The 25,046-nt window shown below is 72.8% G+C and carries 22 protein-coding genes and 1 pseudogene; 7 read left to right on the forward strand and 16 right to left on the reverse strand.

Features of this window, described 5'->3' with window-relative positions:
• Window positions 1-3: 3 nt before the first annotated feature.
• From LG396_RS31195 to LG396_RS31210, 4 genes are all read right to left on the reverse strand, one after another.
• Window positions 4-1,332, reverse strand: a complete 1,329-nt coding sequence (locus tag LG396_RS31195) for a pyridoxal phosphate-dependent aminotransferase (RefSeq protein WP_225797310.1) — start codon at window positions 1,330-1,332, stop codon at window positions 4-6.
• A complete protein-coding gene (locus LG396_RS31200; protein ID WP_225797311.1) occupies window positions 1,329-2,048 on the reverse strand; it encodes an HAD-IA family hydrolase in 720 nt (239 codons plus the stop codon). Before LG396_RS31200 ends, LG396_RS31195 begins: the two co-directional genes overlap by 4 nt.
• An 84-nt stretch (window positions 2,049-2,132) precedes the next feature.
• The gene (locus tag LG396_RS31205) at window positions 2,133-2,690 is read right to left on the reverse strand and encodes a CGNR zinc finger domain-containing protein (RefSeq protein ID WP_018841542.1); all 558 of its coding nucleotides are present in this window, start codon (window positions 2,688-2,690) and stop codon (window positions 2,133-2,135) included.
• A 62-nt stretch (window positions 2,691-2,752) separates the two neighbouring features.
• Window positions 2,753-3,349: a flavodoxin family protein gene (locus tag LG396_RS31210; protein ID WP_037752761.1), complete on the reverse strand. Its 597-nt coding sequence runs from the start codon at window positions 3,347-3,349 to the stop codon at window positions 2,753-2,755.
• Window positions 3,350-3,671: 322 nt separating this feature from the next.
• Here LG396_RS31210 and LG396_RS31215 point away from each other — a divergent pair, with 322 nt between their 5' ends.
• Complete coding sequence (locus LG396_RS31215; RefSeq protein ID WP_100302939.1) at window positions 3,672-4,694, forward strand: glycosyl hydrolase; 1,023 nt, start codon at window positions 3,672-3,674, stop codon at window positions 4,692-4,694.
• Between the two features lie 118 nt (window positions 4,695-4,812).
• Here LG396_RS31215 and LG396_RS31220 read toward each other — a convergent pair whose 3' ends face one another.
• From LG396_RS31220 to LG396_RS31230, 3 genes are all read right to left on the reverse strand, one after another.
• Window positions 4,813-5,784, reverse strand: coding sequence for a DUF3500 domain-containing protein (locus LG396_RS31220; RefSeq protein WP_225797312.1), 972 nt, complete (start codon window positions 5,782-5,784; stop codon window positions 4,813-4,815).
• Window positions 5,785-5,871: 87 nt separating this feature from the next.
• Window positions 5,872-7,803, reverse strand: a complete 1,932-nt coding sequence (locus tag LG396_RS31225; protein WP_225797313.1) for a ricin-type beta-trefoil lectin domain protein — start codon at window positions 7,801-7,803, stop codon at window positions 5,872-5,874.
• 65 nt (window positions 7,804-7,868) lie between these two features.
• The gene (locus tag LG396_RS31230; protein ID WP_225797314.1) at window positions 7,869-8,249 is read right to left on the reverse strand and encodes a hypothetical protein; all 381 of its coding nucleotides are present in this window, start codon (window positions 8,247-8,249) and stop codon (window positions 7,869-7,871) included.
• 137 nt (window positions 8,250-8,386) lie between these two features.
• On the opposite strand from LG396_RS31230, the gene LG396_RS31235 reads away from it, so the two are divergent.
• The 3 genes from LG396_RS31235 to LG396_RS31245 all read left to right on the forward strand — a co-directional run bounded on the left by LG396_RS31235 (window position 8,387) and on the right by LG396_RS31245 (window position 11,664).
• The gene (locus LG396_RS31235) at window positions 8,387-10,768 is read left to right on the forward strand and encodes an ATP-binding cassette domain-containing protein (RefSeq protein ID WP_225797315.1); all 2,382 of its coding nucleotides are present in this window, start codon (window positions 8,387-8,389) and stop codon (window positions 10,766-10,768) included.
• A gap of 94 nt (window positions 10,769-10,862) precedes the next feature.
• On the forward strand, window positions 10,863-11,237 hold the full coding sequence (locus LG396_RS31240; RefSeq protein WP_018834189.1) for a helix-turn-helix transcriptional regulator: 375 nt from the start codon (window positions 10,863-10,865) through the stop codon (window positions 11,235-11,237).
• A gap of 10 nt (window positions 11,238-11,247) precedes the next feature.
• Window positions 11,248-11,664: a VOC family protein gene (locus LG396_RS31245; RefSeq protein ID WP_225797316.1), complete on the forward strand. Its 417-nt coding sequence runs from the start codon at window positions 11,248-11,250 to the stop codon at window positions 11,662-11,664.
• A 24-nt stretch (window positions 11,665-11,688) separates the two neighbouring features.
• Here the strand turns inward: LG396_RS31245 and LG396_RS31250 are convergent, their stop codons facing one another.
• From LG396_RS31250 to LG396_RS31260, 3 genes are all read right to left on the reverse strand, one after another.
• Entirely contained in the window at window positions 11,689-12,288 is a 600-nt protein-coding gene (locus LG396_RS31250) for a hypothetical protein (RefSeq protein WP_225797317.1), read from the reverse strand.
• Window positions 12,289-12,530: 242 nt separating this feature from the next.
• Window positions 12,531-13,958, reverse strand: a complete 1,428-nt coding sequence (locus LG396_RS31255) for a nitrosuccinate lyase (protein WP_372483592.1) — start codon at window positions 13,956-13,958, stop codon at window positions 12,531-12,533.
• Window positions 13,955-15,913 carry an FAD/NAD(P)-binding protein gene (locus LG396_RS31260; protein WP_225797318.1) on the reverse strand — a complete coding sequence of 653 codons (1,959 nt, stop codon included), beginning with the start codon at window positions 15,911-15,913 and terminating at the stop codon, window positions 13,955-13,957. The genes LG396_RS31255 and LG396_RS31260 overlap by 4 nt, the downstream gene beginning before the upstream one ends.
• Before the next feature lie 202 nt (window positions 15,914-16,115).
• Between LG396_RS31260 and LG396_RS31265 the strand changes: the two genes are divergently transcribed.
• The 3 genes and pseudogenes from LG396_RS31265 to LG396_RS31275 all read left to right on the forward strand — a co-directional run.
• Window positions 16,116-16,562, forward strand: a complete 447-nt coding sequence (locus tag LG396_RS31265) for a hypothetical protein (RefSeq protein ID WP_225797319.1) — start codon at window positions 16,116-16,118, stop codon at window positions 16,560-16,562.
• 117 nt (window positions 16,563-16,679) lie between these two features.
• Window positions 16,680-17,693 carry a lysylphosphatidylglycerol synthase transmembrane domain-containing protein gene (locus LG396_RS31270; protein WP_225797320.1) on the forward strand — a complete coding sequence of 338 codons (1,014 nt, stop codon included), beginning with the start codon at window positions 16,680-16,682 and terminating at the stop codon, window positions 17,691-17,693.
• Between the two features lie 461 nt (window positions 17,694-18,154).
• Window positions 18,155-19,243: pseudogene (locus LG396_RS31275) on the forward strand (amino acid permease); the annotation flags it as partial.
• A 546-nt stretch (window positions 19,244-19,789) separates the two neighbouring features.
• Here LG396_RS31275 and LG396_RS31280 read toward each other — a convergent pair.
• The 6 genes from LG396_RS31280 to LG396_RS31305 form a co-directional block, all read right to left on the reverse strand.
• Window positions 19,790-20,614, reverse strand: a complete 825-nt coding sequence (locus LG396_RS31280; RefSeq protein WP_225797321.1) for a hypothetical protein — start codon at window positions 20,612-20,614, stop codon at window positions 19,790-19,792.
• Between the two features lie 1,779 nt (window positions 20,615-22,393).
• A complete protein-coding gene (locus tag LG396_RS31285; RefSeq protein ID WP_225797322.1) occupies window positions 22,394-22,582 on the reverse strand; it encodes a hypothetical protein in 189 nt (62 codons plus the stop codon).
• 5 nt (window positions 22,583-22,587) lie between these two features.
• Entirely contained in the window at window positions 22,588-23,160 is a 573-nt protein-coding gene (locus LG396_RS31290; RefSeq protein WP_225797323.1) for a DUF5994 family protein, read from the reverse strand.
• Window positions 23,161-23,343: 183 nt separating this feature from the next.
• The gene (locus tag LG396_RS31295; RefSeq protein ID WP_225797324.1) at window positions 23,344-23,901 is read right to left on the reverse strand and encodes a GNAT family N-acetyltransferase; all 558 of its coding nucleotides are present in this window, start codon (window positions 23,899-23,901) and stop codon (window positions 23,344-23,346) included.
• Between the two features lie 54 nt (window positions 23,902-23,955).
• Window positions 23,956-24,240, reverse strand: a complete 285-nt coding sequence (locus LG396_RS31300) for a hypothetical protein (RefSeq protein WP_225797325.1) — start codon at window positions 24,238-24,240, stop codon at window positions 23,956-23,958.
• Between the two features lie 199 nt (window positions 24,241-24,439).
• A complete protein-coding gene (locus LG396_RS31305) occupies window positions 24,440-24,736 on the reverse strand; it encodes a hypothetical protein (RefSeq protein WP_225797326.1) in 297 nt (98 codons plus the stop codon).
• Window positions 24,737-25,046: the final 310 nt, after the last annotated feature.

The raw sequence follows: 25,046 nt of genomic DNA on the forward strand, positions 1-25,046 counted from the left end.
CGGTCAGCGGGCGAGGGCGCGCAGCGCCGCGGTCATCCGGCTCAGAGCGGCCTCCCACACCGCCTCGTCGCGGGCGTAGCAGACGCGGAAGGAGCCGATGCCGCGCGGGCCGAACTGGTAGCCGGGGCTGACCAGGACACCGGCCTCGCGCACCAGGCGGTCGGCGAGGACGTGGTCGGGCACGCCGAGCGCGGAGGCGTCCACGAAGAGGTACGCGGTGCCCGGCGGCCGGGGCCCGCCGCGGGCCCGCAGCCCCAGGTCGGCGACGTCCGCCAGCCACGCCGCGGTCTGTTCGCGCAGGCCGCGCAGGTCGGCCAGCCGGTCCCGGACGAAGTCCTCGTCGTCGCGCAGCCACCGGGTCAGCAGGTGCTGCGCGTACGCGGGTGCCCGCAGGGACATCGCGGCGAGCACGTCCTCCGCGCCGTCGGCGACGTCTCCGGGCGCGACGACGACGCCGACGCGGTAGCCCGACAGGGACTCGGTCTTGGACGGTCCCGTGACGGTGGCGCAGCGTCCGCGCATGCCGGGCTCGGCGATCAGGCGGGGGAAGGGGGTGCCGTAGACGAGCCGGGCGTACAGCTCGTCGACGACGGCGAAGGCGTCGTGCTCGCGCACGAGCGCGGCGATGCCGGCGACGACGTCGGGCGGGTAGACGGCGCCGGTGGGGTTGTTGGGGTGCGAGAACAGGACGACGGAGGCGCCCGCGCGGAGCGCCGCGGCCAGCTCGTCCAGGTCGGGTACGAGTCCCGGGCTGCTGTCCGCGTCGCCCTCGGGGCCGTCGCCGGCCGGGCGGGAGGTCAGCGGGACGTGGTGCACGTGCGCGCCCAGGAGCCGCAGGATGCGCTCGCTGAACAGGTAGTCGGGGTCGAGGAGCGCGACCGTGTCGCCGGGGGAGACCAGCGCGGCGAGGGTGGCGAAGAGCCCGGTCTGCGAGCCGGGGGTGAGGAGCAGTTCGCGCTCCGGGTCGACGGGGGTGCCCAGCCGGCGGCCCAGTTCGTGTGCCACCGGCCGCCGGACGGCCGCCGCACCGCGGTACGGGGTGTAGGCGTGGGCGCCGTCGGCCGCGGCGACGGCGAAGGCTTCGGCGGCCCAGGGCGGGGGCGGGAAGCGGACGGTGTCGAAGTGGGTGGTGTCCAGCACGTCGTCGGTCACGCCGGCGGCCACGAACCGGTCGGCCTCGCGGACGGACAGGCCCAGCCGCCCGGCGCGTTCGGGCAGGTGGAGGCGGCGGACTGCGGTGGCGCGGCCGTAGGCGGGCCTCCGGCGCGTACGCGGGGCTGCGGACTCTTCGAACCCTTCGGTCTCCTCGGACTCCTCGGGCTCCCGGCTCACCGCGCCGGCTCCTTCGGCGCCCGGTCCAGGCCCAGCAGCCCGGGCAGCCCGCGCAGGTCGGGCAGTTGGGCCGTGGGCGCGGGGGTGGTGGGGCGCAGCTCCTGGCCCTGCCGGTTGATCCAGACGGTGGGGATGCCCATCGGCACGGACCGCGGCAGGTCGACGTACTGCGACTGCGCCACGTGCACCGCCTCGTGCGGCTCCACCCCCGCCCGGCCGAGGACCAGCTCGAAGAGCGCGCGGTGCGGCTTGTACGCGCCGACCGCCTCGCCCGTGAAGACGTGCCGGAACGGGTCGCCCAGCTTGCGCACGCTGACGTCGATGATGTCGCGCTGGCTGTTGGAGATCGTGGCCAGCGGCACGTGCGCGCCCAGCAGGCGCAGGGTCCCGACGCTGTCGTCGAAGGGGTCGGCTTCGGCCATCACGTCGCCGAGCGCGGCGAGTTCCGCGGGGGCCGCGGTGATGCCGGCCTCCGCCTCCAGGGCCTCGGCCATGGTGGTGGCGAGCAGCTCGCGGTAGGGCAGGAAGCGGCCGTGGACGGCGGGCAGGGCGTAGCCGTAGTACCAGCGGCGGTAGAAGGCGCCGATGTCCGCGTCCTCGTCCCGGTCGGCGAACAGCGTGCGCAGGTGGGCGCGCAGGGCGCCGTCCCAGTCGATGAGGGTGCCGTAGGTGTCGAAGGTGATGAGCCGGGGGCGGGCGGGCAGCGGAGTGGGCATGGCTCGACCGTAGGACCGCTCGTTGACATTGGTCAAGAGCCAATAACTCATGTACGAGCCGAAGGTGCCGCCGCGCGGCCGCCGTCAGCCGGTGCGCTGCGTGCGCTTGCGCTCCCGGTAGGCGGTGACGTGCGCGCGGTTGCCGCAGCTCCTGGTGTCGCAGTAGCGGCGCAGGCCCGGGCGGGAGGCGTCGACGAAGACGTTCGCGCAGTCCGCGCCCTCGCAGATCCGCAGCCGGCCCGCGCCGCCGTCGGCGATCGCGGTCAGCAGCGCGACCACGCAGGACGTCGCCACCCGCTCGCCCAGCGGCGCCCGCGGGCGGGCGTAGTGCCAGTGCCAGGCGCCGTCGTGGTCGGTGAGGTGGGGCTGTGCGCGCAGGTCGCGCAGGAGCGCGTTGAGGTCGGCGACGGACTTGTGCACCGGGGTGCCGCCGAAGACGAACCGCAGCCGCGGACGCAGCTGCCGCAGCCGCTCCAGGTCGGCGGCGGACACGGCGCGGCCGACGTCCCAGCCGTGCCGGGTGAGGATCCCGGCGGCGTCCTCGGGGGTGCGCAGCCGGTCCGTACCGATGATGACGTCCAGGCTGTTGACCAGGTCGACGGCCGTGAGCGCCGCCTGCCCCGTGTAATCACTTACGGCCATGGTGACTTCCGCTCGTACCCATTACTTAAGGTAAAGATACCAATGGCGGCAGAGCCGTCCCGTCACGCGGTGCCCAGCGCCGCCCGCCCGGCGAGGACCACGGCGGTGTGCCGCGCGACCCGGCCGCCGAGGTGCTCGGCGGTCGCGATGTCGGCCTTGTGCACGAAGTCGGTGCCGAGGTCGCCCATGGTGACGGCGGCGGCGCCGTTGAAGTAGCCGAGGCGGTTGAGGTCGTTCTCGCTCTCGTGGCTGACGTGCCAGCCCGGGGCGAGGCCGAGGTTGACCCAGTGCATCTGGTGCTGGGCGGCGAGCGTCGCGAAGTAGCCGAGGGTGCTGTGCTTGTCGCCGGCCTTGCACGACGAGTGCGTGAACCCGGCCCCGATCTTGTCCTTCCAGGACTCCGTACGCCAGCGGGCGCTGGTCGACTCGGCGAACCCGTGGAACGCGCTGGAGGCCGACCCCATGAGCGTCGGCGCCCCGAACACGATCGCGTCCGCGGCGTCCAGCGTCTCCCAGTCGCTCTCCTGCATCTCCTCGACGAGCACCATCGTCACCGCGGCGCCGTCGGCCTCGGCGCCGGTCCTGACGGCCTGCGCCAGCACGTGGGTGTGGCCGCGGCGGGAGTGGTAGGCGATCGCGATTCCGGGTGGCGTGTCCATCGAGTCGTCTCCTGAGGCGGACCGCCCCCGGCATCGCCCGTACGACGCCCCGTTGCCGGTCCATGGCCGATGCTGCGGGGAGCCAGGATGGGCCCGGGAGGTTGGCTGAGACTATCCGGCGACTTGTCGCTCACTTGGCGCTGCCGGCCGCCGCTCGCGGGACCCCTGTGTGCACCGTTTACTAGAACGGTTTAGTTATACCCTTTATTGCTACGTCGAGATCCCTTGAAAGGCACTGAACCAACTAAACTTGACCGGTTTATGGACAGTGCCGCGGCGGGGCGCTAGCTTGCGCCAGGACCCCCACACGAAGGAGACAGCGATGCCCATCGTCCGACCCCGCCGCAGACTCGGCGCGGTGTTCGCCGCGAGCGCCGCAGCCCTCGCCGCGGCAGCGGCGCTCCTCGCCGTCCCGGGTGAGGAGGCCGAGGCGTTTCCGCCCGGCTCCCGGCAGCAGGTGCTCGACTACCTGCGGTCCCTCACCGGCACCTCGGTCGTCTCCGGCCAGCACAACAAGGAACCCGCCGCCCAGCCCGGCCAGTACACCAGGCAGGTGTACGACGTCACCGGCCAGTGGCCCGGGCTGTGGGGCGGTGACCTGATGTTCCGCGCCGAGGACATCGCCGACCGCCAGCGCGTCGTCGACCAGGCCAGGACCGAGTGGAACAACGGCTCGCTCGTCACCCTCACCTGGCACGCCTGCCCGCCCACCGGGCCCGAATCCTGCCAGTTCGAGGGCGGCGTCAAGTCGAACATCCCGGACGCGCAGTTCCGGGAGCTGGTCACCGACGGCACCGCGCTCAACTCCGTCTGGAAGCGCCGGCTCGACTCCGTCGTCCCCTATCTGCGTCAGTTGCGGGACGCCGGGGTGCCGGTGCTCTTCCGCCCCTTCCACGAGATGAACGAGTCCTGGAACTGGTGGGGCAACCGGCCCGGGGCCGACGGCAGCTCCCGGCTGTTCCGCCTCACCCGTGACCACCTCACCGGCACCCACGGCCTGGACAACCTGATCTGGGTCTGGAACGTGCAGGACAACCCGGCCGGCAACTGGAGCGGCTACTACCCGGGCGACGACTACGCCGACGTCGTGTCCCTCGACGTCTGGTACAAGAACCATCCCAGCACCTCGGACTACCAGCAGATGCAGAACATCGCCGGCGGCAAGCCGATGGCCATCGGCGAGATGGGGAAGGTCCCCGACGCCTCGCTGCTGGACAGCCAGCGGCGCTGGAGCTACTTCATGATCTGGTCGGAGCAGTTGCGCGGCAACAACTCCAACGCCGAGATCCAGGCCGCGTACTTCCACCCGCGCACGCTCAACCAGGGAGAGGTCCGGCTTCCCTGACCGCCTGCGCGCGAGGGCGCGCCGGCCGGCCCGGTGTCCGCACCACGGAACCCGCGCCGGCCGGCCGCCGCCCACAGGGCTGCCCCGGAACCCGCGGCATGCTCACGACGCACAGCCCTCAGGCGTGCCCCGACTCGTAGTGGGCGCGGAGGAGGTCCAGGCCCCAGTCGTGGCGCACGTGGCGCCATACGGAGTGCGCGTGGTTGCCGTCGTCCTGGGTGTTGTCGTACTCGATGAGGAAGTCCGGCGCGCGTACGCAGTAGTAGTGGCGCTCGCCCGGAGCCAGCCCTCCGGCCCACGCGAAGGAGAGCCCCTCCAGGCCCTGCGCCACCGTCTCCGCCCAGCACTCCCGCGCGTACGCCTCCGGGGCCCGGGCCAGGTAGCGGCGTACCAGGCCCTCCAGCCGGCCGCGCTGGGCCGGCGTCATGTCCCCGTACGGCAGGCCCGCCGGCAGCAGGTCCGGGTCGGCGAAGGGGTCGGCGCGGGTGAGGATGTCGTCCGGGGGTTCCGCGGCGAAGACCGCCGTGCGGCGCGCGGCGGTGTCCAGATCCGCGACCAGGTCGCGGGCCATGTCCTCCTCGGGGCCCAGCAGCCGGCCGGCCCGCGGTCCCGACGCGACGACCGCGGGCTCCGAGCCGATGAAGTGCGGGGTGACCCGCAGGCCCGCGGGCGTGATCAGTACGTGTACGGCCAGGTGGTGGCCGTTCATCCGCCAGCCCCACGCTCCCCCCGCCTCCGGGTCGCCGAGCAGCCGCAGCCAGTAGCGGTCCGGCCCCGGGCGGCCGACCAGCTCGCGGCGGTGGCGCTCCACCTCGATCGCACCGGCCGCCAGCCGCCCGCCGTGCTCGCTGTGCGCCGCGGCGAGCACCGCGTCGACGGCCGCGCGCTGGTCGCCGTCCAGTTCCTCGGTGGGCAGGCCGGGACGGGGCCCCGGCACGTACTTCCACTCGCGCCACTCGGGCGCGTCCAGCCGGGCGGGCCCGGCGCGCAACTCCCGTACCTGCTCCGGCTCCAGCACGGCCAGCAGCGCCCGCACCGCCTCCCGCATCCGCGCCGCGGCCTTCGCCGCGGACCCGTCGGATCCCCCCACCCGTTCCTCCCGTACGTCGCCGGATCGCCGGGGGCGTCGCCCCCGGCGATCCATAGTGCAGTACGCGCGCTGTGCGCGGGCGGGGGCTCACGCCGTGTTGAGCGTCCACTTCTGGTTCGCGCCGCCCGTGCAGGACCAGATCTGCGTCTTCGCCCCGTCCGCCGAGGTGTTGCCCGTGACGTCGAGGCACTTGCCCGAGCCCGCGCCGACGACGTCGTGGGTCACGGGGTCGTACGTCCACTGCTGCGCGGCGGTGCCGTTGCAGGCGTAGAGCTGGACGGCGGTGCCGTTCGCCGTGCCGGCGCCCGCGACGTCCAGGCACTTGCCGAGCGCCCTGATGGTGCCGTCCGCGCCCACGGTCCAGCGCTGCGCGGTGCTGCCGTTGCAGCCGTGGATCTGTACGGGCGTGCCGTCCGCGGTGGCGCCGCCGGCGACGTCGAGGCACTTGCCCGCGATGCCCGTCAGCGTGCCCGTACCGGTGCCGGGCACGCTGCCCGAGGGGGTGCCGGCCCAGGTGAAGGTGGCGGTGGTGCGGGCGGGCAGGGAGTAGGTGAAGGACTGGCCGCCCCAGTCGACGCGTACGGAGCGCGCGGACGTGCCGCCGTTGTGGGCGATGAGGGCCTTGGAGCCGTCCGGGTTGCGCCAGGCCACGTTGGGCACCGTGGTGCTCGCCGTGGAGGCGATGCGCCGGGCGCCGGGCTTGACGAACTTGGTGAGGTGGCCGGTGGTGTAGTACTCGATGGTGTTGTCGACCTGACCCGCCCGCGGGCCGCCCTCCTGCACGGTGATCAGGCCCGTGCAGGTGCCGCAGCCGCCGTTGTGCGGGCCCATGTTCTGGTTCAGCGCGAGGCTCCACTTGACCACGCTGCCGCTCCAGTTGCGGGTGTAGTTGACGATGTCGGCCATGTCCTCGTTGTGCTGGTTGCCGATCCAGGTGCCGCCGGAGTGCTCGGTGCTGAACTGCGGGACGGCCGGGTACTGCTGGTGCACCTGGCTGCCGACGGCGGGGTCGCCGGCGTAGCCGTGCCAGGCGATGCCGCCGAAGAGGGGGTCGTCGCGTACGCCGGGGTCGGCGAGGATGGCCTGGCCGATCTGGCCGTAGTCGCCGTAGTTCCAGTCGTGGACCATGACCTTCGTCGTGATGCCGGCCGCGCGGAAGGCCGGGTAGACGTGGTTCTTGGTGAACTCGATCAGCCCGGAGGAGTTCCAGCTCATCCCGGGGTAGTTCATGGCGGTGGGGTTGCCGGCCTGGCAGCAGTTGGGCTCGTTCTGCACGGAGACGTAGTCGACCTTGATGCCCGCGGCCTGGTAGCTCTGCACGTACTTGACCAGGTACTGGGCGTACATGGGGTAGTACTCCCACTTCAGCCAGCCCATCTGGTCCATCCGGCCGTTGTCCTTCATCCACCCCGGCGCGCTCCACGGCACGCCCTTGACGCGCAGCGCGGGGTTGAGCTGCTCGGCCTGCGCGGTGAGCAGCCGGACGTTCGTGTCGTAGCCGTTGGCGCCGAAGTCGTCCAGGGTGCAGCAGGTGTCGTCGAGTGAGACGTGCCCGGGGCGGGACAGGTCGGAGGCGCCGATCGGGTTGCGTACGAAGGACAGCCCGATGCCGTCGGTCGGCGAGAACAGCCGCCGCATGACCGCGTCGCGGGTCTCGGCGCTGACCGGGCCGCCGCGCAGCAGGTACGCGGTGGTGTCGGTGATCGACGCGCCGCCGCCCTCGAACTGCTGGTACGTCGTGCCCTCGTCGACCCGGATCGTCGTCTCGGCGCCGCCGCCGGCCGGGCCGAAGGCGAGCGGGGACTGCTGCTGGAGCCCGCGGGTGACGTTGCGGCCGCCGGAGTCCGAGGTGGTGGTGAGCCACGCGTCGACGCGCTCGCCGGCGGCGGCTGCCCGGGGGGTGAGCCCCGGGGCGGCGACCAGGGCGGCGGCCAGCAGCAGGACGGCGGCGAGCAGCGCCGGGAGCCGGTGGTTCGGGGAGGTGTGTCCGAGCAGGTGGAGCCTGGGTGACGGGATCATGGTGTGCCTCTCGTGGAGGGGTGCCCGTGCCTTCGGAAGGTGAAGGGGTTTGCGGCTCTCCGTACTTATTTCACGGCGTGATTGAACTGGTATGCCATGCTCGCGTCAAGAGGTCGGAATGCGTCCGTCCAGAAGTCGACGGCGATACGCGCCGCGCCCCCGGCCGCTACGGGGCCGGGCTCACCGCGCCGCCGCCCACCCGGCGGCGGCCACGACCTCCCCGGCGATCTCCGCCACGCCACGCCCCGTCCGTCCGTCACCACCCGCACGGTGCCCGCCGCCGCCTGCTCCGCCAGCCGCCGGGCCATGGACGCGCTGCGCCGCACCTGCTGCTCGAACTCCGAGCCCCGCTCGCGCCCGGCCAGCCGGGCGCGAGCGGTGGCGTCGACGGTGGACTTCCCCGCTCCGGACCGGCCGCCGATGAGCAGCACCTCGGTGATCGTCACCCGCGGAGCCTGCCACCGGCCGCGCCCGGGCGGCACCCGGTTTTGCGGCCGGGCCGCGTTGTCAGTGGCAGGTTCTAGGGTGGCCGGACCGCCGCCGACACGGTCGCGCGACCGCCAGACACCCCGGAGAGACGAGCATGGCCACCAGCAATGACCCGCCGGCGCCCGCGCGGCACGCCGCCGACAGCCACGACCTGATCCGTGTGCACGGCGCGCGCGAGAACAATCTGCGGAACGTCGACGTGGAGCTCCCCAAGCGCCGGCTGACCGTATTCACCGGCGTCTCCGGCTCGGGCAAGAGCTCGCTCGTCTTCGACACCATCGCCGCCGAGTCGCAGCGGATGATCAACGAGACGTACAGCACCTTCGTGCAGGGCTTCATGCCCAGCCTCGCCCGGCCCGACGTCGACGTCCTCGAAGGGCTGACCACCGCGATCATCGTCGACCAGGAGCGGATGGGCGCCAACGCCCGCTCCACCGTCGGCACCGCCACCGACGCCAACGCCCTGCTGCGCATCCTCTTCAGCCGCCTGGGCACCCCGCACGTCGGCCCGCCCAACGCCTTCTCGTTCAACGTCGCCTCCGCGCAGGGCAGCGGCGCGGTCACCGTCGACCGCGGCGCCGGCGAGACCGTCGAGGTGGCCTTCAGCAGCACCGGCGGCATGTGCCCGGGCTGCGAGGGCATGGGCAGCGTCTCGGACATCGACCTCCACGAGCTGTACGACGAGACCAAGTCGCTGGCCGAGGGCGCGATCACCATCCCCGGCTACAAGCCGGGCGGCTGGATGGTGCGGATGTTCACGGACTCCGGCCTCCTCGACCCGGACAAGCCCATCGGCAAGTACAGCGAGAAGGAGCAGCACGACTTCCTGCACCACGAGCCGGTCAAGCTCAAGATCAGCGGCATGAACGTGACCTACGAGGGCCTGGTCCCGCGGGTGCAGAAGTCCTTCCTCTCCAAGGACCGCGAGGCGATGCAGCCGCACATCCGGGCCTTCGTGGACCGGGTCGCGACCTTCACCGCCTGCCCCGCCTGCGGGGGCACGCGGCTCAGCGAGGCCGCCCGGTCCTCGAAGGTCGCGGGCATCAGCATCGCCGACGCCTGCGCCATGCAGATCAACGACCTGGCCGAGTGGGCGCGCGCCCTGGCCGAGCCCTCGGTCGCGCCGCTGCTGAAGACGCTCCGGGAAACCCTCGACTCGTTCGTGGAGATCGGCCTCGGCTACCTGTCGCTCGACCGCCCCTCGGGCACCCTGTCCGGCGGCGAGGCGCAGCGCACCAAGATGATCCGCCACCTCGGCTCCTCGCTCACCGACACGACCTACGTCTTCGACGAGCCCACCACCGGCCTGCACCCGCACGACATCCGGCGGATGAACGACCTGCTGCTGCGGCTGCGCGACAAGGGCAACACGGTGCTGGTCGTGGAGCACAAGTCGGAGACGATCTCGATCGCCGACCACGTCGTGGACCTCGGCCCCGGCGCCGGCACCGCCGGCGGCACCGTCTGCTTCGAGGGCACCGTGGACGGGCTGCGCGCCGCCGGCACCGTCACCGGCCGGCACCTCGACGACCGCGCCGCCCTCAAGGACACCGTGCGCAAGGCCACCGGCGCGCTGGAGATCCGCGGCGCGGGCGCGCACAACCTCCAGGACGTCGACGTCGACATCCCGCTCGGCGTCCTCTGCGTGGTCACCGGTGTGGCCGGCTCCGGCAAGAGCTCCCTGGTGCACTCCTCGCTCCCCGCCGGCTCGGGCGTGGTCTCCGTCGACCAGGGCGCCATCCGCGGCTCCCGGCGCAGCAACCCGGCGACGTACACCGGGCTGCTCGACCCCATCCGCAAGGCGTTCGCGAACGCCAACGGCGTGAAGCCGGCGCTCTTCAGCGCCAACTCCGAGGGCGCCTGCCCCGCCTGCAAGGGCGCCGGCGTCATCTACACCGACCTCGGCATCATGGCCGGCGTCTCCACCACCTGCGAGGAGTGCGACGGCAAGAGGTTCCAGGCGGCCGTCCTCGACTACCGCTTCGGCGGGCGGGACATCAGCGAGGTGCTGGCCATGCCGGTGGCGGAGGCCGAGGAGTTCTTCGCCGCGGGCGAGGCCCGTACGCCCGCCGCGCACAAGATCCTGCGGCGCCTCGCCGACGTCGGCCTCGGCTACGTGAGCATCGGGCAGCCGCTGACCACCCTGTCCGGCGGCGAGCGGCAGCGGCTCAAGCTGGCCACGCACATGGGCGACAAGGGCGGGATCTACGTCCTGGACGAGCCGACGACCGGCCTGCACCTGGCCGACGTGGAGCAGCTGCTCGCGCTGCTCGACCGGCTGGTCGACGCCGGGAAGTCGGTCATCGTCATCGAGCACCACCAGGCCGTCATGGCGCACGCTGACTGGATAGTCGACCTCGGCCCCGGCGCCGGCCACGACGGCGGCCGGGTCGTCTTCGAGGGCACGCCGGCCGAGCTGGTCGCCGACCGGTCGACGCTCACCGGCGAGCACCTCGCGGAGTACGTCGGGGCGTAGCGGGAGGCGGGCGAAGCCGCTGGTGCGGGGGCTGTGGCATGGTGGTGAGGTGAGGCTGGAGGATCTTGCCCGGCTGCGCCGGGCCCGGGACGCGATGGACCGCGACTACGCGCTGCCGCTGGACGTGGCGGAGCTGGCGCGGGTCGCGCTCATGTCGCCGGGGCACTTCTCCCGCAGCTTCCGCGCCGCCTACGGGGAGACGCCGTACAGCTACCTGATGACGCGCCGCATCGAGCGGGCCAAGGCGCTGCTGCGGCGCGGCGACCTGACGGTGACCGAGGTGTGCTTCGCGGTCGGCTGCTCGTCGCTGGGCTCGTTCAGCTCGCGCTTCACCGAGCTGGTCGGCGAGAGCCCGAGCGCCTACCGGGCCCGTACGCACGACGACGGTGCCGCCATCCCGGCGTGCATCGCCAAGATCCGCACGCGGCCGGTGCGGCGGCGCGGCGTCGAGGACCCCCTCCTCCGGTAGCGTGATCCGCATGGGAATCGTGCTCTCGCAGTGCTTCATCGCCGTCGATGACCATGACAAGGCCCTCGCCTTCTACCGCGACGTCCTCGGTCTGGAAGTCCGCAACGACGTCGAGTTCGAGGGCATGCGCTGGGTGACCGTCGGGGCGCCCGAGCAGCCCGGCGTGCACATCGTCCTCGAACCGCCGCTGGCCGACCCGTACGCCCCGGCCGCGGACCGCGAGGCCATGGAGCGGCTGCTCGCGAAGGGGCTGCTGCGCGGCGTCATCTTCGCCACGGACGACTGCGACGCGACGTTCGAGCGCATCCGCGGTTCGGGCGCGGAGGTGGTGCAGGAGCCGGCCGACCAGCCCTACGGGGTACGGGACTGCGCGTTCCGCGACCCGTCGGGCAACCTGCTCCGCTTCAGCCAGCCGAGCAGTTCCTGACAGCCGCTCCCGGCCCGGCGGCTCCTACCTGGCCCCCTCCAGCCGGGCCGAGCGGGCCGCGGCGGCCTCGGCGACCCGGCGGCTCTCCCGCGCGGTGCGCTCGGCGTCCGCCACCCGCCCGCGGGCCTTCTCCACCTGCCAGTGCGCCGCGTCCCGCGCCGCCCCGGCCGCCTCCATCTCCCGCTCCAGGACGCCGATGTACTCCTGCGCCTGGCGCAGCCCGGCCTCGGCCCTGGCCTGCTGCTGCTCGGCCTGCCGCACCTCCCCGTCCAGCCGCACGGCCTGCCACTGCGCCTCCTCGGCCTCCTGCCGGGCGCTGAGCATCTCCAGGAAGCCGGCGAGGTTCCGCACCGCGCCGGCCATCTGCTGCAGCAGGAATGCGGCCGAGGCGACGTCGTGCACCTCGAAGTTGTTCGCGCTGTCGGCCTCGTCGGACACCCGCAGGAACGGCCGTCCCGGGCGCCCGTCGGTCAGCGAGTACGCGCACAGATCCACATCGAACCCCACTGTCTGGCGGGGGTCGCCCCGCCCCTGAAACATCGCCCCGGCATTCCAGCCCAGATGCAGCACCCGGGACAGGTCGTCACCGAGAGCCCCGAAATGGTCTTCCGGTGAGTCGGCCATGTTGCACCACGGCGGACAGACGAATTGGAGGCACTCATCCATGACGGTCACCCTTTTCGTATCGTCACGAGGCGCCCCGGACTGGAGTGTTGATCACCCGGAGGGGGTACGAGGGGCGGGAGTGGGGTGACGGAGGGTGGCGAACTCGCCGCGTACGCACCGGTGATGGCGCGGCCCGAAGTCCCGGACGCACCTGCATGCGCATGCGTACGCGGCGGCAAGTCCCCTGGTCCGAGGCGGAGTTAGGGGCCGGCGAGCGCCCGGTCCACCAGTGCGCCCGCCGCGCCCGTGTACGAGGCGGGGTCCAGGAGCGCCGCCAGGGCCGGTTCGTCGAAGTGTTCGGCGATCGCGGGCACTGCCGCGAGGATCGCCGGCAGGCCCCGTCCCGTACGCTCCGACTCCGCCGCGGCGTCGGTGAGCAACTGCTTCGCCCGCGCCTTGCCGAGCAGCGGGGCGAGCACCGCCGCGACGCGCTCGGAGGTGACCAGGTGCTCCGTCAGCCGCATGTTCGCGCGCATGCGGTCGGGCCTGACCTGGAGCCCCTCGGCGAGTTCGGCGGCGGTGTGCGCCGCGCCGCCCGCCAGGCGCAGGCACTCGCGCAGCAGATGCCACTCGGCGTGCCACGCGCCCGCGGAGCGCTCGTCCTCGGTGACCAGGCACTGGGTCACCGCCGCGGCCAGCGCCGGGACCTGGAGGGAGGCGCTGCGCACGAGGGTGGCGAGGACCGGGTTCCGCTTGTGCGGCATCGCGGAGGAGCCGCCGCGGCCGGCCACCGCGGGCTCTGCCACCTCGCCGACCTCGGTCCTGCCGAGGGACTGCACGTCGACGGCGATCTTCCCGAGCGCCCCGGCGACGAAGGCCGTCGCGGCGGCGACGTCCGCGACCGGGGCGCGCAGGACGTGCCAGGGCAGGACGGCGGGCGCGAGCCCCGTCTCGTCGGCGAACGCGCCGGTCAGCCGCTCGGCGTAGGCACCGGAGTCCGCCGTTCCGGCGCCGTCGAGCGCCGCGTACTCCAGATACCCCGCCAGCGTCCCCGCCGCCCCGCCGAGCGACACGGGCAGCCCGCCGTCCAGCACCCGCCCCACCCGCTCGGCGGCGTCCAGCGCCAGCGCCCGCCAGCCGGCGGCCTTGAGCCCGAACGTCGTCGGCACCGCGTGCAGCGTCAGCGTCCGCCCGGCCATCAGCGTGTCGCGGTGCTCCGCCGCCAGCCCCTCCAGGGCGCGCGCGGTGCGCAGCAGGTCGGCGCGGACGAGCCGCAGCGCCCGGTCGCACACCAGCATCGCGCCGGTGTCGAAGACGTCCTGGCTGGTCGAGCCCCGGTGCACGTACTCCGCGGCCGCGGGGTCGCGTTCTGCCACGACCCCGCTGAGGGCCTTGACCAGGCCGACGACCGGGTTGGCCGTCTCCCGCGCGGCGCACGCGAGCGCGCGCAGGTTGAGCAGGTCGGCGCGGGCCGCGGCGGTGATCGCGGCGGCGGCGGACGCGGGCATGGTGCCCGTACGGGCCTGGGCGCGGGCCAGCGCCGCCTCGGCGTCCAGCATCGCCTGCAGCCACGCCCGGTCCGACACGGCGGCCTCGACGGGGGTGCCGGCCCGCACGGGGGAGAGGAGGCCCGCGTCGGGGTCGGCGGCGGGGGCGGCGTCCGGGGGCGGGGGCGGGGACGGGGTCACGAAAGCTCCTCGGTGGTGTGGGGGCGCGGCCCGCCCGCGGGGGTGAGGGCGAGGACGGCGCGGGCGATGGCGTCGGAGTCGCCGAGGGTCACGGAGTTCACCCCGGGTCGTATGCCCGCGGCGGTCACCCAGTGCACGGCCTCGGTCGGGACGCCGTAGGCGAAGCGGCGGGGGTGGGCCTCGCCGGCGGCGTCGATCAGGGGGTACGGGCGCTCGCCGACGTCCAGTCCGCCGGTCACCACGTCGGCGCCGGAGTCGCTGGAGATGCGGTACGCGCGGCACTGGCCGGTGGCGAGGAGGTGGGTGAGCAGGGGGTCGGCGGTGCGCCGGATGTCGGGCTCCGGCAGCCGCGCCTCGATCAGCGCCGCGGCCCGCACCGGCGGGCCCTGCACCCGGCTCGACTCGGCGACGAACGCCGGTTCCTCGCCCGTACGGTCGATGCGCACGCGCAGCTCCGGACCCATGAACTGCAGGACACCCGCGTTGGCCAGCGCGATGGTCTCCTCGATCCGGGAGGGGGGCGGGCCGATGGACAGGTAGGCGTTCAGCGGCGTGTACCAGTTCTGCAGGTCGTCGCGGTAGGAGATGCCCTCGAGACCGCCGTGGTCGACGACGAGGCGGATCTCGTTGCGCAGGTCGCGCAGCACGTCGAGCGCCGCCTTCAGCGGTCCGCTGACGTTGCCCTCGCGGGCCTCGCGCACGTCGTCCGCGAGGTGGCCCAGCAGCCAGTCGCGGAACTCCGCGCGGCTGTGGAACTCGCGGGTCGCGTACGGGCGGTCGATACGCGCCCAGTCCCACCGGTCCGCGGCGGGTATCCGGTGCTCGTCGAGCAGCGCGGCCTCCACCTCGGCGGTGGGCGCGGCGAGGTACCGCGCGACGAACGCCTCCCGTTCCGCACCCCGGCCCCGCGCCGCGAGGAGGGCGCCGTAGTAGACGCTCGCGACCTCCTTGGCGATCAGCGGCCACAGGTCGACGGCGAAGTACACCCGCCCGCCCGCGGTGCCGCGCTCCCGCAGCCGGTCGACGACCTCGGGGGTGAGCAGCCGCGGCTCGTAACGGCCGTGCGCGCCCTTCTCATTGTGCCCGCGGGCGTGGTACGGGACACCGCGCCGGGAGCCGGCGAAGAGCAGGGGCTCGCGGCCGGACGGCCGGTAGACCAGCCGGTCGCCGCTGCGCTCGAACCGGCCGCCGCGGCCGGTGGTGAGCAGGGCGAGGTGGTCGAAGAAGTTCAGTCCGAGCCCGCGCAGCACCACGTTCTGACCGGGCCGGATCGCGGAGAGATCGGCGTCTGCCGGATTGACGGGCGTGACGAGCACGAGCCCGCACTCGTCCGCCTCCCGCGCGAGTTCCTTCTCGCCCGCGGTGGCCCGCGCCGGCAGGTGCCCCTGGGCGAGGACGACGGCGTCGAGGTGGCGTAAGCGGGTGCCGTCGGCGAGGGAGAGGCACTGCCCCGCGGCGCCGTCCTCCTCCTCGTCGAGGGCGACCGCGGTGGACCGGTGCACCCGCACGCTGACGTGCGCCGGGGCGCCCGCCACCACCCGGCGGAAGGAGTCCCCCAGGTAGTGCCCGTAGAACGCCCGCGTCGGGTAGTCGTCAGGACCCAGCTGCCGCGCCTCGGCCAGCGCCCCGCCCGGCAGCGGCGGCCCGGCCTCCTCGCCGCGTACGACGGACCGCGCCCACTCGTAGAGGCTGGGCCCGGCCTCGATCGGCCCCTCCATCTCCACGCTGGCGTCGGTGTAGACGGTGACCTGCGAGGCGACGGTGTTCATCAGCAGCAAGTCCGGCTGGTCGGTCCGCCAGACCCGCCCCGCCCCCGGCGGGTGCGGGTCGACGACGTGGATGCGCAGTTCCTCGTGGGCGGGGGACTTGCGCTCGTTGGCGCAGATCCGCTCCAGGACCGACAGGCCTCGCGGCCCGGCGCCGACGACGCAGACGTTCAACTGCCCGTTGGACATGGACACCTACTCCTCGGAGGCGACGTACAGGACCCTTACCGGACGAGAGTTCCACAATGCCCGACCTCACAGCGATGACAAGTTCCTGTGAGGTGAACGCCGACGGCACCGCGGGACGGGCGCTGACGTGCGGATTGCCCCGCGCCCGGACGCCGGGATGCGGTAGGAAGGTCGGGCGGCCCAACTCCAGGAGGTGGCGCGGGTGGAGAACGTCCTGCCGGGTGTGGTGGGGGCGCTCATCGGACTCGCGGGTGTGCTGCTCGGCGCGTACGCGACCGGGCGCAGCGAGGACCGGCGGTGGCTGCGGGAGCAGAAGCTGCGGAGCGCGGCCGACATGATCACGGCCGGACTGCACCTGTACGAGGCGCAGCTGGAGCGCAGCGACCAGCGCCGGCTGACCACGGCGGACCGGGTCGCCTGGCAGGACCGGATGCAGACGGGCAGGTCGCACATCCACCTGCTGTGCGGCGCGGAGGCGCGCGCGGCGGCGGACGCCTTCTCGGGGCTGGTGTGGCGGTACGAGGGCAGCCGGCACGTGTCGGACGAGGCGGAGGTGCGGCGGGCGCTCGGCGCGTTGACCCGGGAGCTGCGGCGTGAGATCCGGTCGGACGGGCCGGAGCGCCGACCGCGGGGGGTCCCTCGGCGCTGACGCCGGGCGCTCCCGGGGTCACGGCCGGCACCCCGCCACGTCAGGCCCGGGGCCGCGACCGTCACGCGGTAGCGTCGGCCGGGTGCTCTACGTGACTGCCGCCGCGGGGTGCCGGCCGTGACCCCGGGCAGTGCGGGCGCCCGCAGCCGGTGGTGGACGCGCGTGCGCCGGCTGTGGTGGGTGCCCGCGGCGCTGCTCGTCACGGCGGGGCTGCTGATCGCGGTCTCGCGCCGCGGCGAACTGCGCCGGGCGCTCGAACTGCTCACCCACGTCAGCCCGGCCAAGGCGCTGGTCGCGCTGGCGTGCCAGGCGGCTGCCCTGGTGTGCCTGGCCGGGCTGCAGCAGTGGCTGCTCGCGGTCGGCGGGGTGCGGGTCGCGCCGGTCGCCATGAACCGGCTGGTGCTGGCGGCGAACGCGATGGCCGGTGCGCTCCCGGGCGGTACGGCCTTCGCCGCGGCCTGGCTCTTCCGCGAGTTCAGACGCCGGGGCGCCGACCGGGCGCTGACGGCCGGGGTGCTGGCGGCCTCGGGCGTGCTGTCCGGGCTGGGCCTCGCGGTGGTGATGCTGCTGGGCGTGCTCCTGGCCGGGACCCGCGGTCCCGGCACGGCGCTGCTGTGGCTCTTCGCGCTGCTGGGGCTGCTGGCCGCGGCCGGCCTGGCCGCGCTGCGCTCGCCGGCCGTACGGGACGCGATCGGGCGCCGCTGGCGGCGGACGGCGGCCCGGCACGAGCGCCTCGACGCGGCCGGCCGGGCGACCCGGCAACTTGTCGTCCACGCCCGGAGCGTCCGGCCGGGTGTACGCCCCTGGCTGACGCCGGCCGCGCTGGCCCTGCTCAACTGGCTCCTCGACGCGGCCTGTCTGCTGGCCAGCCTGTGGGCGCTGGGCGTCCCGGTGCCCTGGAGCGGCCTGCTGCTCGCCTTCGCGCTGGTGCAGATCCCGGTCAGCGCGCGCATCACACCGGGCGGGCTGGGCATCGCGGAGGCCGGCCTGACGGGGCTGCTGGTCGCGTACGGGCTGGAGCCGGGCCAGGCGTTCGCCGCCACCCTGCTGTACCGGATCTTCAGTTACTGGCTGCCCCTGCCGGTCGGCGGGGGGTGCTGGGTCGCGACGGCGCTGGAGCGCAGGCGGTGAGCGGCCGCCGGAGCCGGCGGCCCGCGCCCCCGGACGCCGCGGGCGCCGGGTGAAGCGGCGGTGTCGCTGACCTGCCGTCCGGGAGCGGTGCCCCACGCTTGCCGGGTGACGGGAACGAACGGACGCGCGGACGGCAGCAGTAAAGCCGGTCCTCCGGGGCCGGCCGCCGTGCTGCCGAGCCTGAGCGAGGAGCAGGCCCGGGCGCTGCGGCGGGTCGGCAGGGCCTGGGGACGGGTGTCGGCCGCCCCCGAGGTGTGGCGGCGGGCGCTGCCGGTGGAGCCGGACGTGGGGTCGTTCCCGGCGTCGGCGGAGGCGAGTCCGGCGTGGTTCGGGCGGCTGGTGCCGCTCTCCCCGCTGCGGGCGCGGGCCGCGGAGGGCCGGCCGGGTCCGGAGGCCGCCGTCCGGCCGGAGGCGGGCTCGCGGGTCCGCGGGGTGCTGATCGGGGCGCCCCTGGCGAGTTCACCGGCGTGGTGCCCACCGGCCAGGAGACGGTGCTCTCCCAGCTCGCCCATCTCTCCTTCGGCAACGGGTGGTTCTACATCTACGTCCAGGCGGCCACCGCCGCCGTGCTCCTGCTTGCCGCCAACACCGCCTTCAACGACTTCCCCCGGGTCCTGTCGCTGCTGGCCCGGGACGAGTACGCGCCCAAGCTGTTCCTGCGGCTCGGCGACCGGCTCGCGTACAGCGGCGGCATCGTGCTGCTGTCCCTGGCCGCGGCCCTGGTGTACGTCGCCTTCGAGGGCCGGACGAACTCCCTCATCCCGCTCTACGCGGTCGGGGTGTTCCTCGCCTTCACGCTCTCCCAGACCGGCATGGTCGTCCACTGGTGGCGGCTGCGCGAGCCGCACTGGCGCAAGAGCCTCGTCTTCAACGCCACCGGCGCCGTGCTGTCCGGGCTCGTCCTGCTGACCGCCGGCGTCAGCAAGTTCACCGCGGGCGCCTGGGCCGCGCTCGTCATCATCGTCCTCTTCCTGCTGGTCACCACCCGCGTCAAGCGCCACTACACGACCACGCGCGAGACCCTGCGCCTGCGGCCCCACGCCGTCGAACTCCCCGCGCGCTCCGAGGCGGGCCCGCTGGCCCCGGCCGCCGGCGCCGCGGGGGCCTCGCCCGCCGACCGGGAGACCGAGGAGATCCCCGAGGAGATCCACCACCTGTCGGTGATCCCCATCGCCACCCTGGACCTCGCCGGCATGCGCACCCTCGCGTACGCCGCCTCCCTCGGACAGCCCGCGCTGGCCGTCCACATCAGCACCACCGAGGAGGAGGAGCGGCGCTTTCGCGCGTACTGGAGCCTGTGGGGCGACCACCTCCCCCTGCAGACCGTCCTGTCGCCCTACCGCGCCCTCGTGGCCCCCCTGGTGCACTACATCGAAACCCTCCACCGGCTCAATCCCGACCTCACCCTCACGGTGATCCTGCCGGAGGTCGTCACCCGGCACCGCCGGCACCAACTGCTGCACAGCCGCATGGCGAGCCGGCTGCGGCGCGCCCTGCGCCATCTGCCGAAGATCGTCGTCACGACGGTGCCGTTCCACCTGCCGTACTGAGAAACGGCGGGCGCGCGCACGCATGGCGGCCGGGCGCGGCGGGGAGGAGGGGGTGGAGCGACGGGAGGCCCGCGGGCAGGACGGGACGAGCGGCGGTCGGCGGCGGGGTCCGCAGGTTGGGCCCTCCCTGGGGGAGGAGGGCAGCCCTGCGCCCCCGGCAGGACTCGAACCTGCGACCAAGCGCTTAGAAGGCGCCAGCTCCATCCGCTTGGATACCATATCTGACCTGTGTAAACACGGCTCCCTATCGCCTGTCCTGCAGGTCTGGGGGACGCGTAGGGGACTTAGCGTTTCCGTGGGTTGTGGATCGCTGGCGTATTCGTCTGGCCAAGATTGCTGACGTGCTTAGCCCTGGAGGGCTCGCAACATCCGGCCGCCCGGGTGGCGCATGGGATCGTGCGAATGCCGGTACGGGTGTTCGTCGCTCTCAGGATCGGGTGGCGCTCTGCGTGGCCCGCTCCTTGCCCTGGAGGGGGATGGCCGTGGTGGCGAGCGGGCAGCCGTCGCGGCCATATGGTCTGCTCTCGCCTCCAATGTGGTCGACGCTCAGTGATGGCGGCTAGCTCGCTGCTTGTAGAGGTCGAAGGCGTGGTTGAGGATTGAGACTGCCGCCTCGGCTGCCCACTGCATGATCTTGGCTGAGCCGGTCATCCGGGTGATGGCGGTCGTGCCTTCGGTACGGACGATCTCCAGATCGCTCATCGAGAGGGTGCCACGGAAGTCACCGTGGGCCATCGAGCTGCAGCCCTTCCAGGCGGCTTCCGCCGGATCGCTCTTGACGACCGTGAGGGCGCCTGCCTCGCGGACCATCTCGCTGTACCCAGGTCGGGCCTTCAGAAATGCCGCCGCTTCCTCGGGGGTGGCCCCGACCGCGGTGAGCATGGCGGTGAGTTGTGCCTTGCGGGTATCGAGGCTGGGGGTGAGTCTTCCTCCAAGGAGCGCGACGGTCTTGGCCGACTGCTGCACTTCGTTCCATTCGAGAACGATCCGGCGCTGCACACGCTCGGGGCGGGCGGGTGGTGCGAGCATCCATACGGCGCGGGCGGCGTTCTCTAGGAGGCCACGGAGGAGTGTGTACTGTGCGTGGGTGTGCAGGGTCACGGTGAGGTGTTGCGGAAAGTCTTCCTCGATGTCCAGGCCGATGAGGCTGCGGTAGAGGCACCTCATGTGGTCGCAGGCGACGCTGAGGGCACTCCACGCGGCCCCCGAGAGTTCGTACGGGTGCGTGCGATTGTCGTCGCCGGCGAAGGCGCTTCCATCCTGGATCGCCCAGCCGCCGTCAGTGCGGACGATCTTGTCGTATCTCATAGCCCCGGCGAGGAGTTCCAGCAAGGCGCGTTGGTGCTGTTGTTCATCATTCTCGGTTGCCATCGCTTCATCGTCCGCCGCGAGTTCCGGGCGAACCATGGGCCGTGCGGCCCTCGGCGCCGCTCGGCAGGCGGTGAGGGCTATGGCGTAGAGGGCTCAACGAAGGCGACGGCGAGGGGCCTGAAGGTAGTCGTCTCTGCTCAGCAAGCGCGGGCCACCGGGATCGGTTCGCCGATACCGTCGACAGCCAGGTTCCGTACCGCCGGTCGTCCTCGGTTTCTTGCACGCCGATGGTAAGAGCGCGATGTTACCAGCCCGGCGAGACCGGCGGGACGGGGTCGTCCACGGTCATCCACACAGGGCCGGACACGGGACGCGCAGGCAGCCCGCGGTGGGAGGCCGCACGCGGAGTTGCGGACTCATAATCCGTCGGCCGTGGGTTCGAGTCCCACCCGCCCCACCCAGAGACCTCCGAGAGGGATCGTTTCGACCAGGGGTTTCCTGCTCGGTCCTCGTCTGCGGAGGCCGCCCGGGCGACGACGAAGATCGTTTGCTGGGCCGCTGCTGGCCCGAACGCCAAAGGATCATGGTCCTGGCCCGCCGGGTATGTGAGGTACGGGACCTCGACGGGTCGGCACCCTCGCCGGAGATGAGGTGTACCCGGGCGGCCGGTGTCATGTACGAGTCGGCGCTCGCTCGGCTTCGCGACGTCGTGCGCTTCGGCCTCGGGTCCGACTGGCACGGGCGAAGCATCTCGTGATCAGTTTCATGAGCCTTGATAGCGTCAGTGTCGGCCCCGCCCTCCTCGCCGCGCCGGGGGTCGCCCTTTCGGGGAGGGCCGCTCCTGTTGCGAGCCCTCCAGGGCTGATGACGATACGGTCTGCAAGCGGGTGCGCATCCGCTCGCGCCGAGCTTGCGAGCCCTCCGGGGCTGATGACGACCAGCCTGAACCAGTCGGCCAGGCGGGTGTCCTCATCAGCCCTGGAGGGCTCGCAACCGCATTCACACCCTTTACACAGATCAGAGCCGTACCAAGGGTCTGCTGCCTGTCCGGTAAACGGACCCATATCGGCGTGTCTGCCAGTGGGGGTGGGTGGTGATGGCGATCGACAACTCCCGCAGCCGGACGAGATCTTACCCTCGCCAGTTCATCACCCCAGAGTTCCAGAGACGTGTGCTGGAGTAGGTGGATCCCTGAAGGCCGCGGTGATCGATCCACGATTGTGGCTGGCTCCCTATGCTGGCACGGGCGTATCTGTTGGTCGGAAGCTGTTGGCTGCCGCGATGGTGGTGGGACTTGTTCTGGGATTCCGCGTCGACGTGCTCGCCGAAAGGAGCGGGTGCTTAGAAGGCCGTCCGTACTGCTCGATCCGGTGGCGCAGGTAGCCGGCGGGGATCTGGGTGAGGCGGGCCCAGTCCTCCAGGCCCATGCTCGATCCGAAGGCGTGGTGAGGCACGCCGGTGCCCAAAGTGGAGCGTGGGCCTGTTGTTCGGCGATCGCCTCTGTGGGTCCCATCCCTGGGACAGGTGCCGGTGGATCGTGGTGTACGGACAGGCCGCCCGGGATCGATCGCCCAGTGGCTCAGGGGCTTTGTGTCCCCGAACGCGGTGACAGCAAGAGCGAAGTGGGCCGTCACCGCCCTTCTCCAGGGCCTCGGTGAACGTCATGCGGGACTTGGTGAACTGGTTGTGGAGCCAATGATCACCGTGGGGTGCTGACCTGCAATAACGTGCCGATCTGACCGGTGACCAGCCAGAATCACCTTCTGTGGTTGAGGCTGATCACCGGCACTTTCGGCCTGCGTGTGCCGTGGTTGTGCCCTCGGAAGGACAACGCGGGTTCTACCTTTTGTCGGGCAGTGGCCCCTTGGCCGCGGACTGGCGAGGCTTGCCGCCGTCCCGCCGGCGGCGGGAGGGGGTGTAGTAGTGGTTGGCGACGCGTTCGGCCCGCTGGGAGTTGAGCAGGTGGAGGACGAGCGCGCCCAGCGCGATCGCGCCGAGGACGGTGAGGATGCTGACGAGGGTCTCCATGACGGTCACCCCTGCTTTGCGGAGGCCCACAGTGGGACCGGCGTATGTGCCGTAGGCGGGGGCGCGGTACGTCCGCCTTCGGAGTCCCAGACCGCCTGCTGCGCCGCGACGCCCTCGGTTGACTGCCGGCGGTGTGCGGCTTCCTGCATGAGCCTGCTCGCGGTTTGCACGCGCGCGGGGTCGACGGCGGTGGCCATCAGCCAGGCGGCAGTCTCCGGCGCGGTCTGGGGCGGGATGACCAGGAGGTCCCAGCGGTCGGCGCCGTAGGAGCGCAGGAGCAGGCTGTGAGGGTCCAACTGGGCGGTGAACCAACCCACCTTGACCACGTGTCCACCGACCGGGATCTTGCGGGGCAGCACCGGCCAGTGCGTGGAGTTCACCGCGAGGCGGATGATCCGCCCCCGCAGGGGGTCCAGGACGGCGATCAGGGCGGGAAGCTCGGCGGTCAGGTCGCGGGAACGGGGCCACCAGGCGCCGTCCAGTGGCGTCGGTACGGTGCCGGCGGGGGTGAGCGACAGCCGCGGAGGTAGCGGAGCGAGCTGGTCTTCGGGTGCCGATGGGAAGAGAGTGGTGGTCATGACGCCGACCTCGCTCCGGGCCGGCTTTACGCCGACCCGGGCTCGTATGCGCCGAAAACGGCACAGGCACGGAAGCCCGCACACGAATTGCTTTCGGTGTTGTCAGACTACTCCTCGCCCGCATGTCACCACGGGCAGCGAAGGCGATGTGACCGCACCCGGGGCCGAACCGGGGCGGCTACGTCATCCCAGGGCAAGGCCGACGGCCGGGCGGCAGCCCCACACGTCCTGCGGTGGGGCCTCGGGGCGGGACTGGAGGTGCCCGAGTCTCGTCCAGGCCCAGGAGCGGTACGCCGCCCGAGCACGGCCGTTGGCCGGGTCGATGAGGGCCACCGCCAGGGCTGCACGGCAGCGCGTCAGAAGATGCTCCTGGAGTCGCGTGGCGATGTGCCGGCGCTGATGCGCGGGGAGCACCATTAACTCGGCCAGGAGGAAGACCTCGCCCGAGGCCGTGAAGCGTTCGATCTCCTCCGGCACCGCGCCCGCGTACCCCTGCCACCACTCGCCAGACCGATCAGCCCGGAAGCCGTAGGCGCAGCCGAGGGGCTGGCCCCCGCCGGCGACCGCCATCTCGAACCCGGGGCGCTGGACGTGCCCGGCGAACTCCGCCGAGAACTCCCGGCGGCTGCCGGACTCAGCGCCATGGAGCGCGTCGTACGCCAGGACGTGCACGTCGGCGACGGCCTCCCGCTGTGTATCTGCCTGCCAGCGAGTCAGCCCACGCAGGAATGTCTCAGCCATCCTTTGCCCCTTGCCCGGTGCCGTCGGCACCCCCTGGCTTGGCGGATGTGCGTCCTACAGCTCGTCCGAGTGCGGGTGTTCGGTGACGCGGCGCGGCCGGGGTGGGCCGGGTGGGTCGGGTGCGAGAGTGATGTCCACGGTCAAGTGGAGCCTGGTGCCGCCGTCTGCTTCCGCGGTGGGGTAGCTGCGCTGCGCGGTGGCGGCGAAGCGGTGGCGGAGTACCTCGGCGATCTCCTGTGCTGTCTCGGGGGATCCGGCGATGATGCGGATGTCCGCCATGCCGGGACCCGGCTGTGAAGTGATCTGGTGTGTGTGCGCGCCGGAATCGTTGCCGTTCATGTGGTGCCCTTTCGTACGGACCGCCGGACCGTCACCGGCGGGGCGGTGTCCGGCCTCACGCACCAGCGCCTCGATCCCCGCGGCCCCCCACGGCTTTGCGCGCACCCGTAACCGCTCTCCGGCACGATTCCCGGTAGCGGTTTACCGAAAATGACAAAAGGTACATTGTTCGCGCTTTCAGTGTACGCCGGAAAGAAGATCAGAGTTCGTCGGCGTGCGGGTGGCCGGTGACGAGGAGACGGGACGGCCCGACCGCCTCGGGGGCGTGCACGGTGTCGATCGTGAGGTGGAGCCGGGTGCCTTGGCCGTCTTCTCCCGCGGGGTAGCTGCGCTGTTCGTCGGCCGCGAAGCGGAGGCGGAGCACCTCGGCGATCCGGCGGGCCGCTTCGGGACCGGCCGCAACGATGCGGACATCCGCGAAGCCCGGTGGGGGGAGCGACCGCGGCCGTGCGGCCGGCGCGGACGCCACACGGCCGTCTCCGGTCTCGGTGGTCATCCCGTGCCCGCCCCGTGGCGCCGGGCGCATCTGCGTGCCCGGCTGCTCGGGCGCTGTCGGCCGCGACCGCCGTCCCGGTGGTCGCGCCGTACCGGGTGGTAGACGTGGTCGCCGAGTTCGGGGCGGGGGCCCGGACCCGCCACCGCGGCCCGGCCCGGACGCCGCGCCGGCTCGCGGCGGACTCCCGGCCCTCGGGCAGCGACGGCGCCGACCGGTGCCATCGCGCCCTCTCTCGTCGGCTGGAGGCGCGTAAGCGCTCGTGGGATGGGGCCGGCAGCCCATGCAGGGCCGGGGACAACGGACAAAGCCG

This window comes from Streptomyces aculeolatus (assembly GCF_020400605.1).
Lineage (GTDB): Bacteria > Actinomycetota > Actinomycetes > Streptomycetales > Streptomycetaceae > Streptomyces > Streptomyces aculeolatus.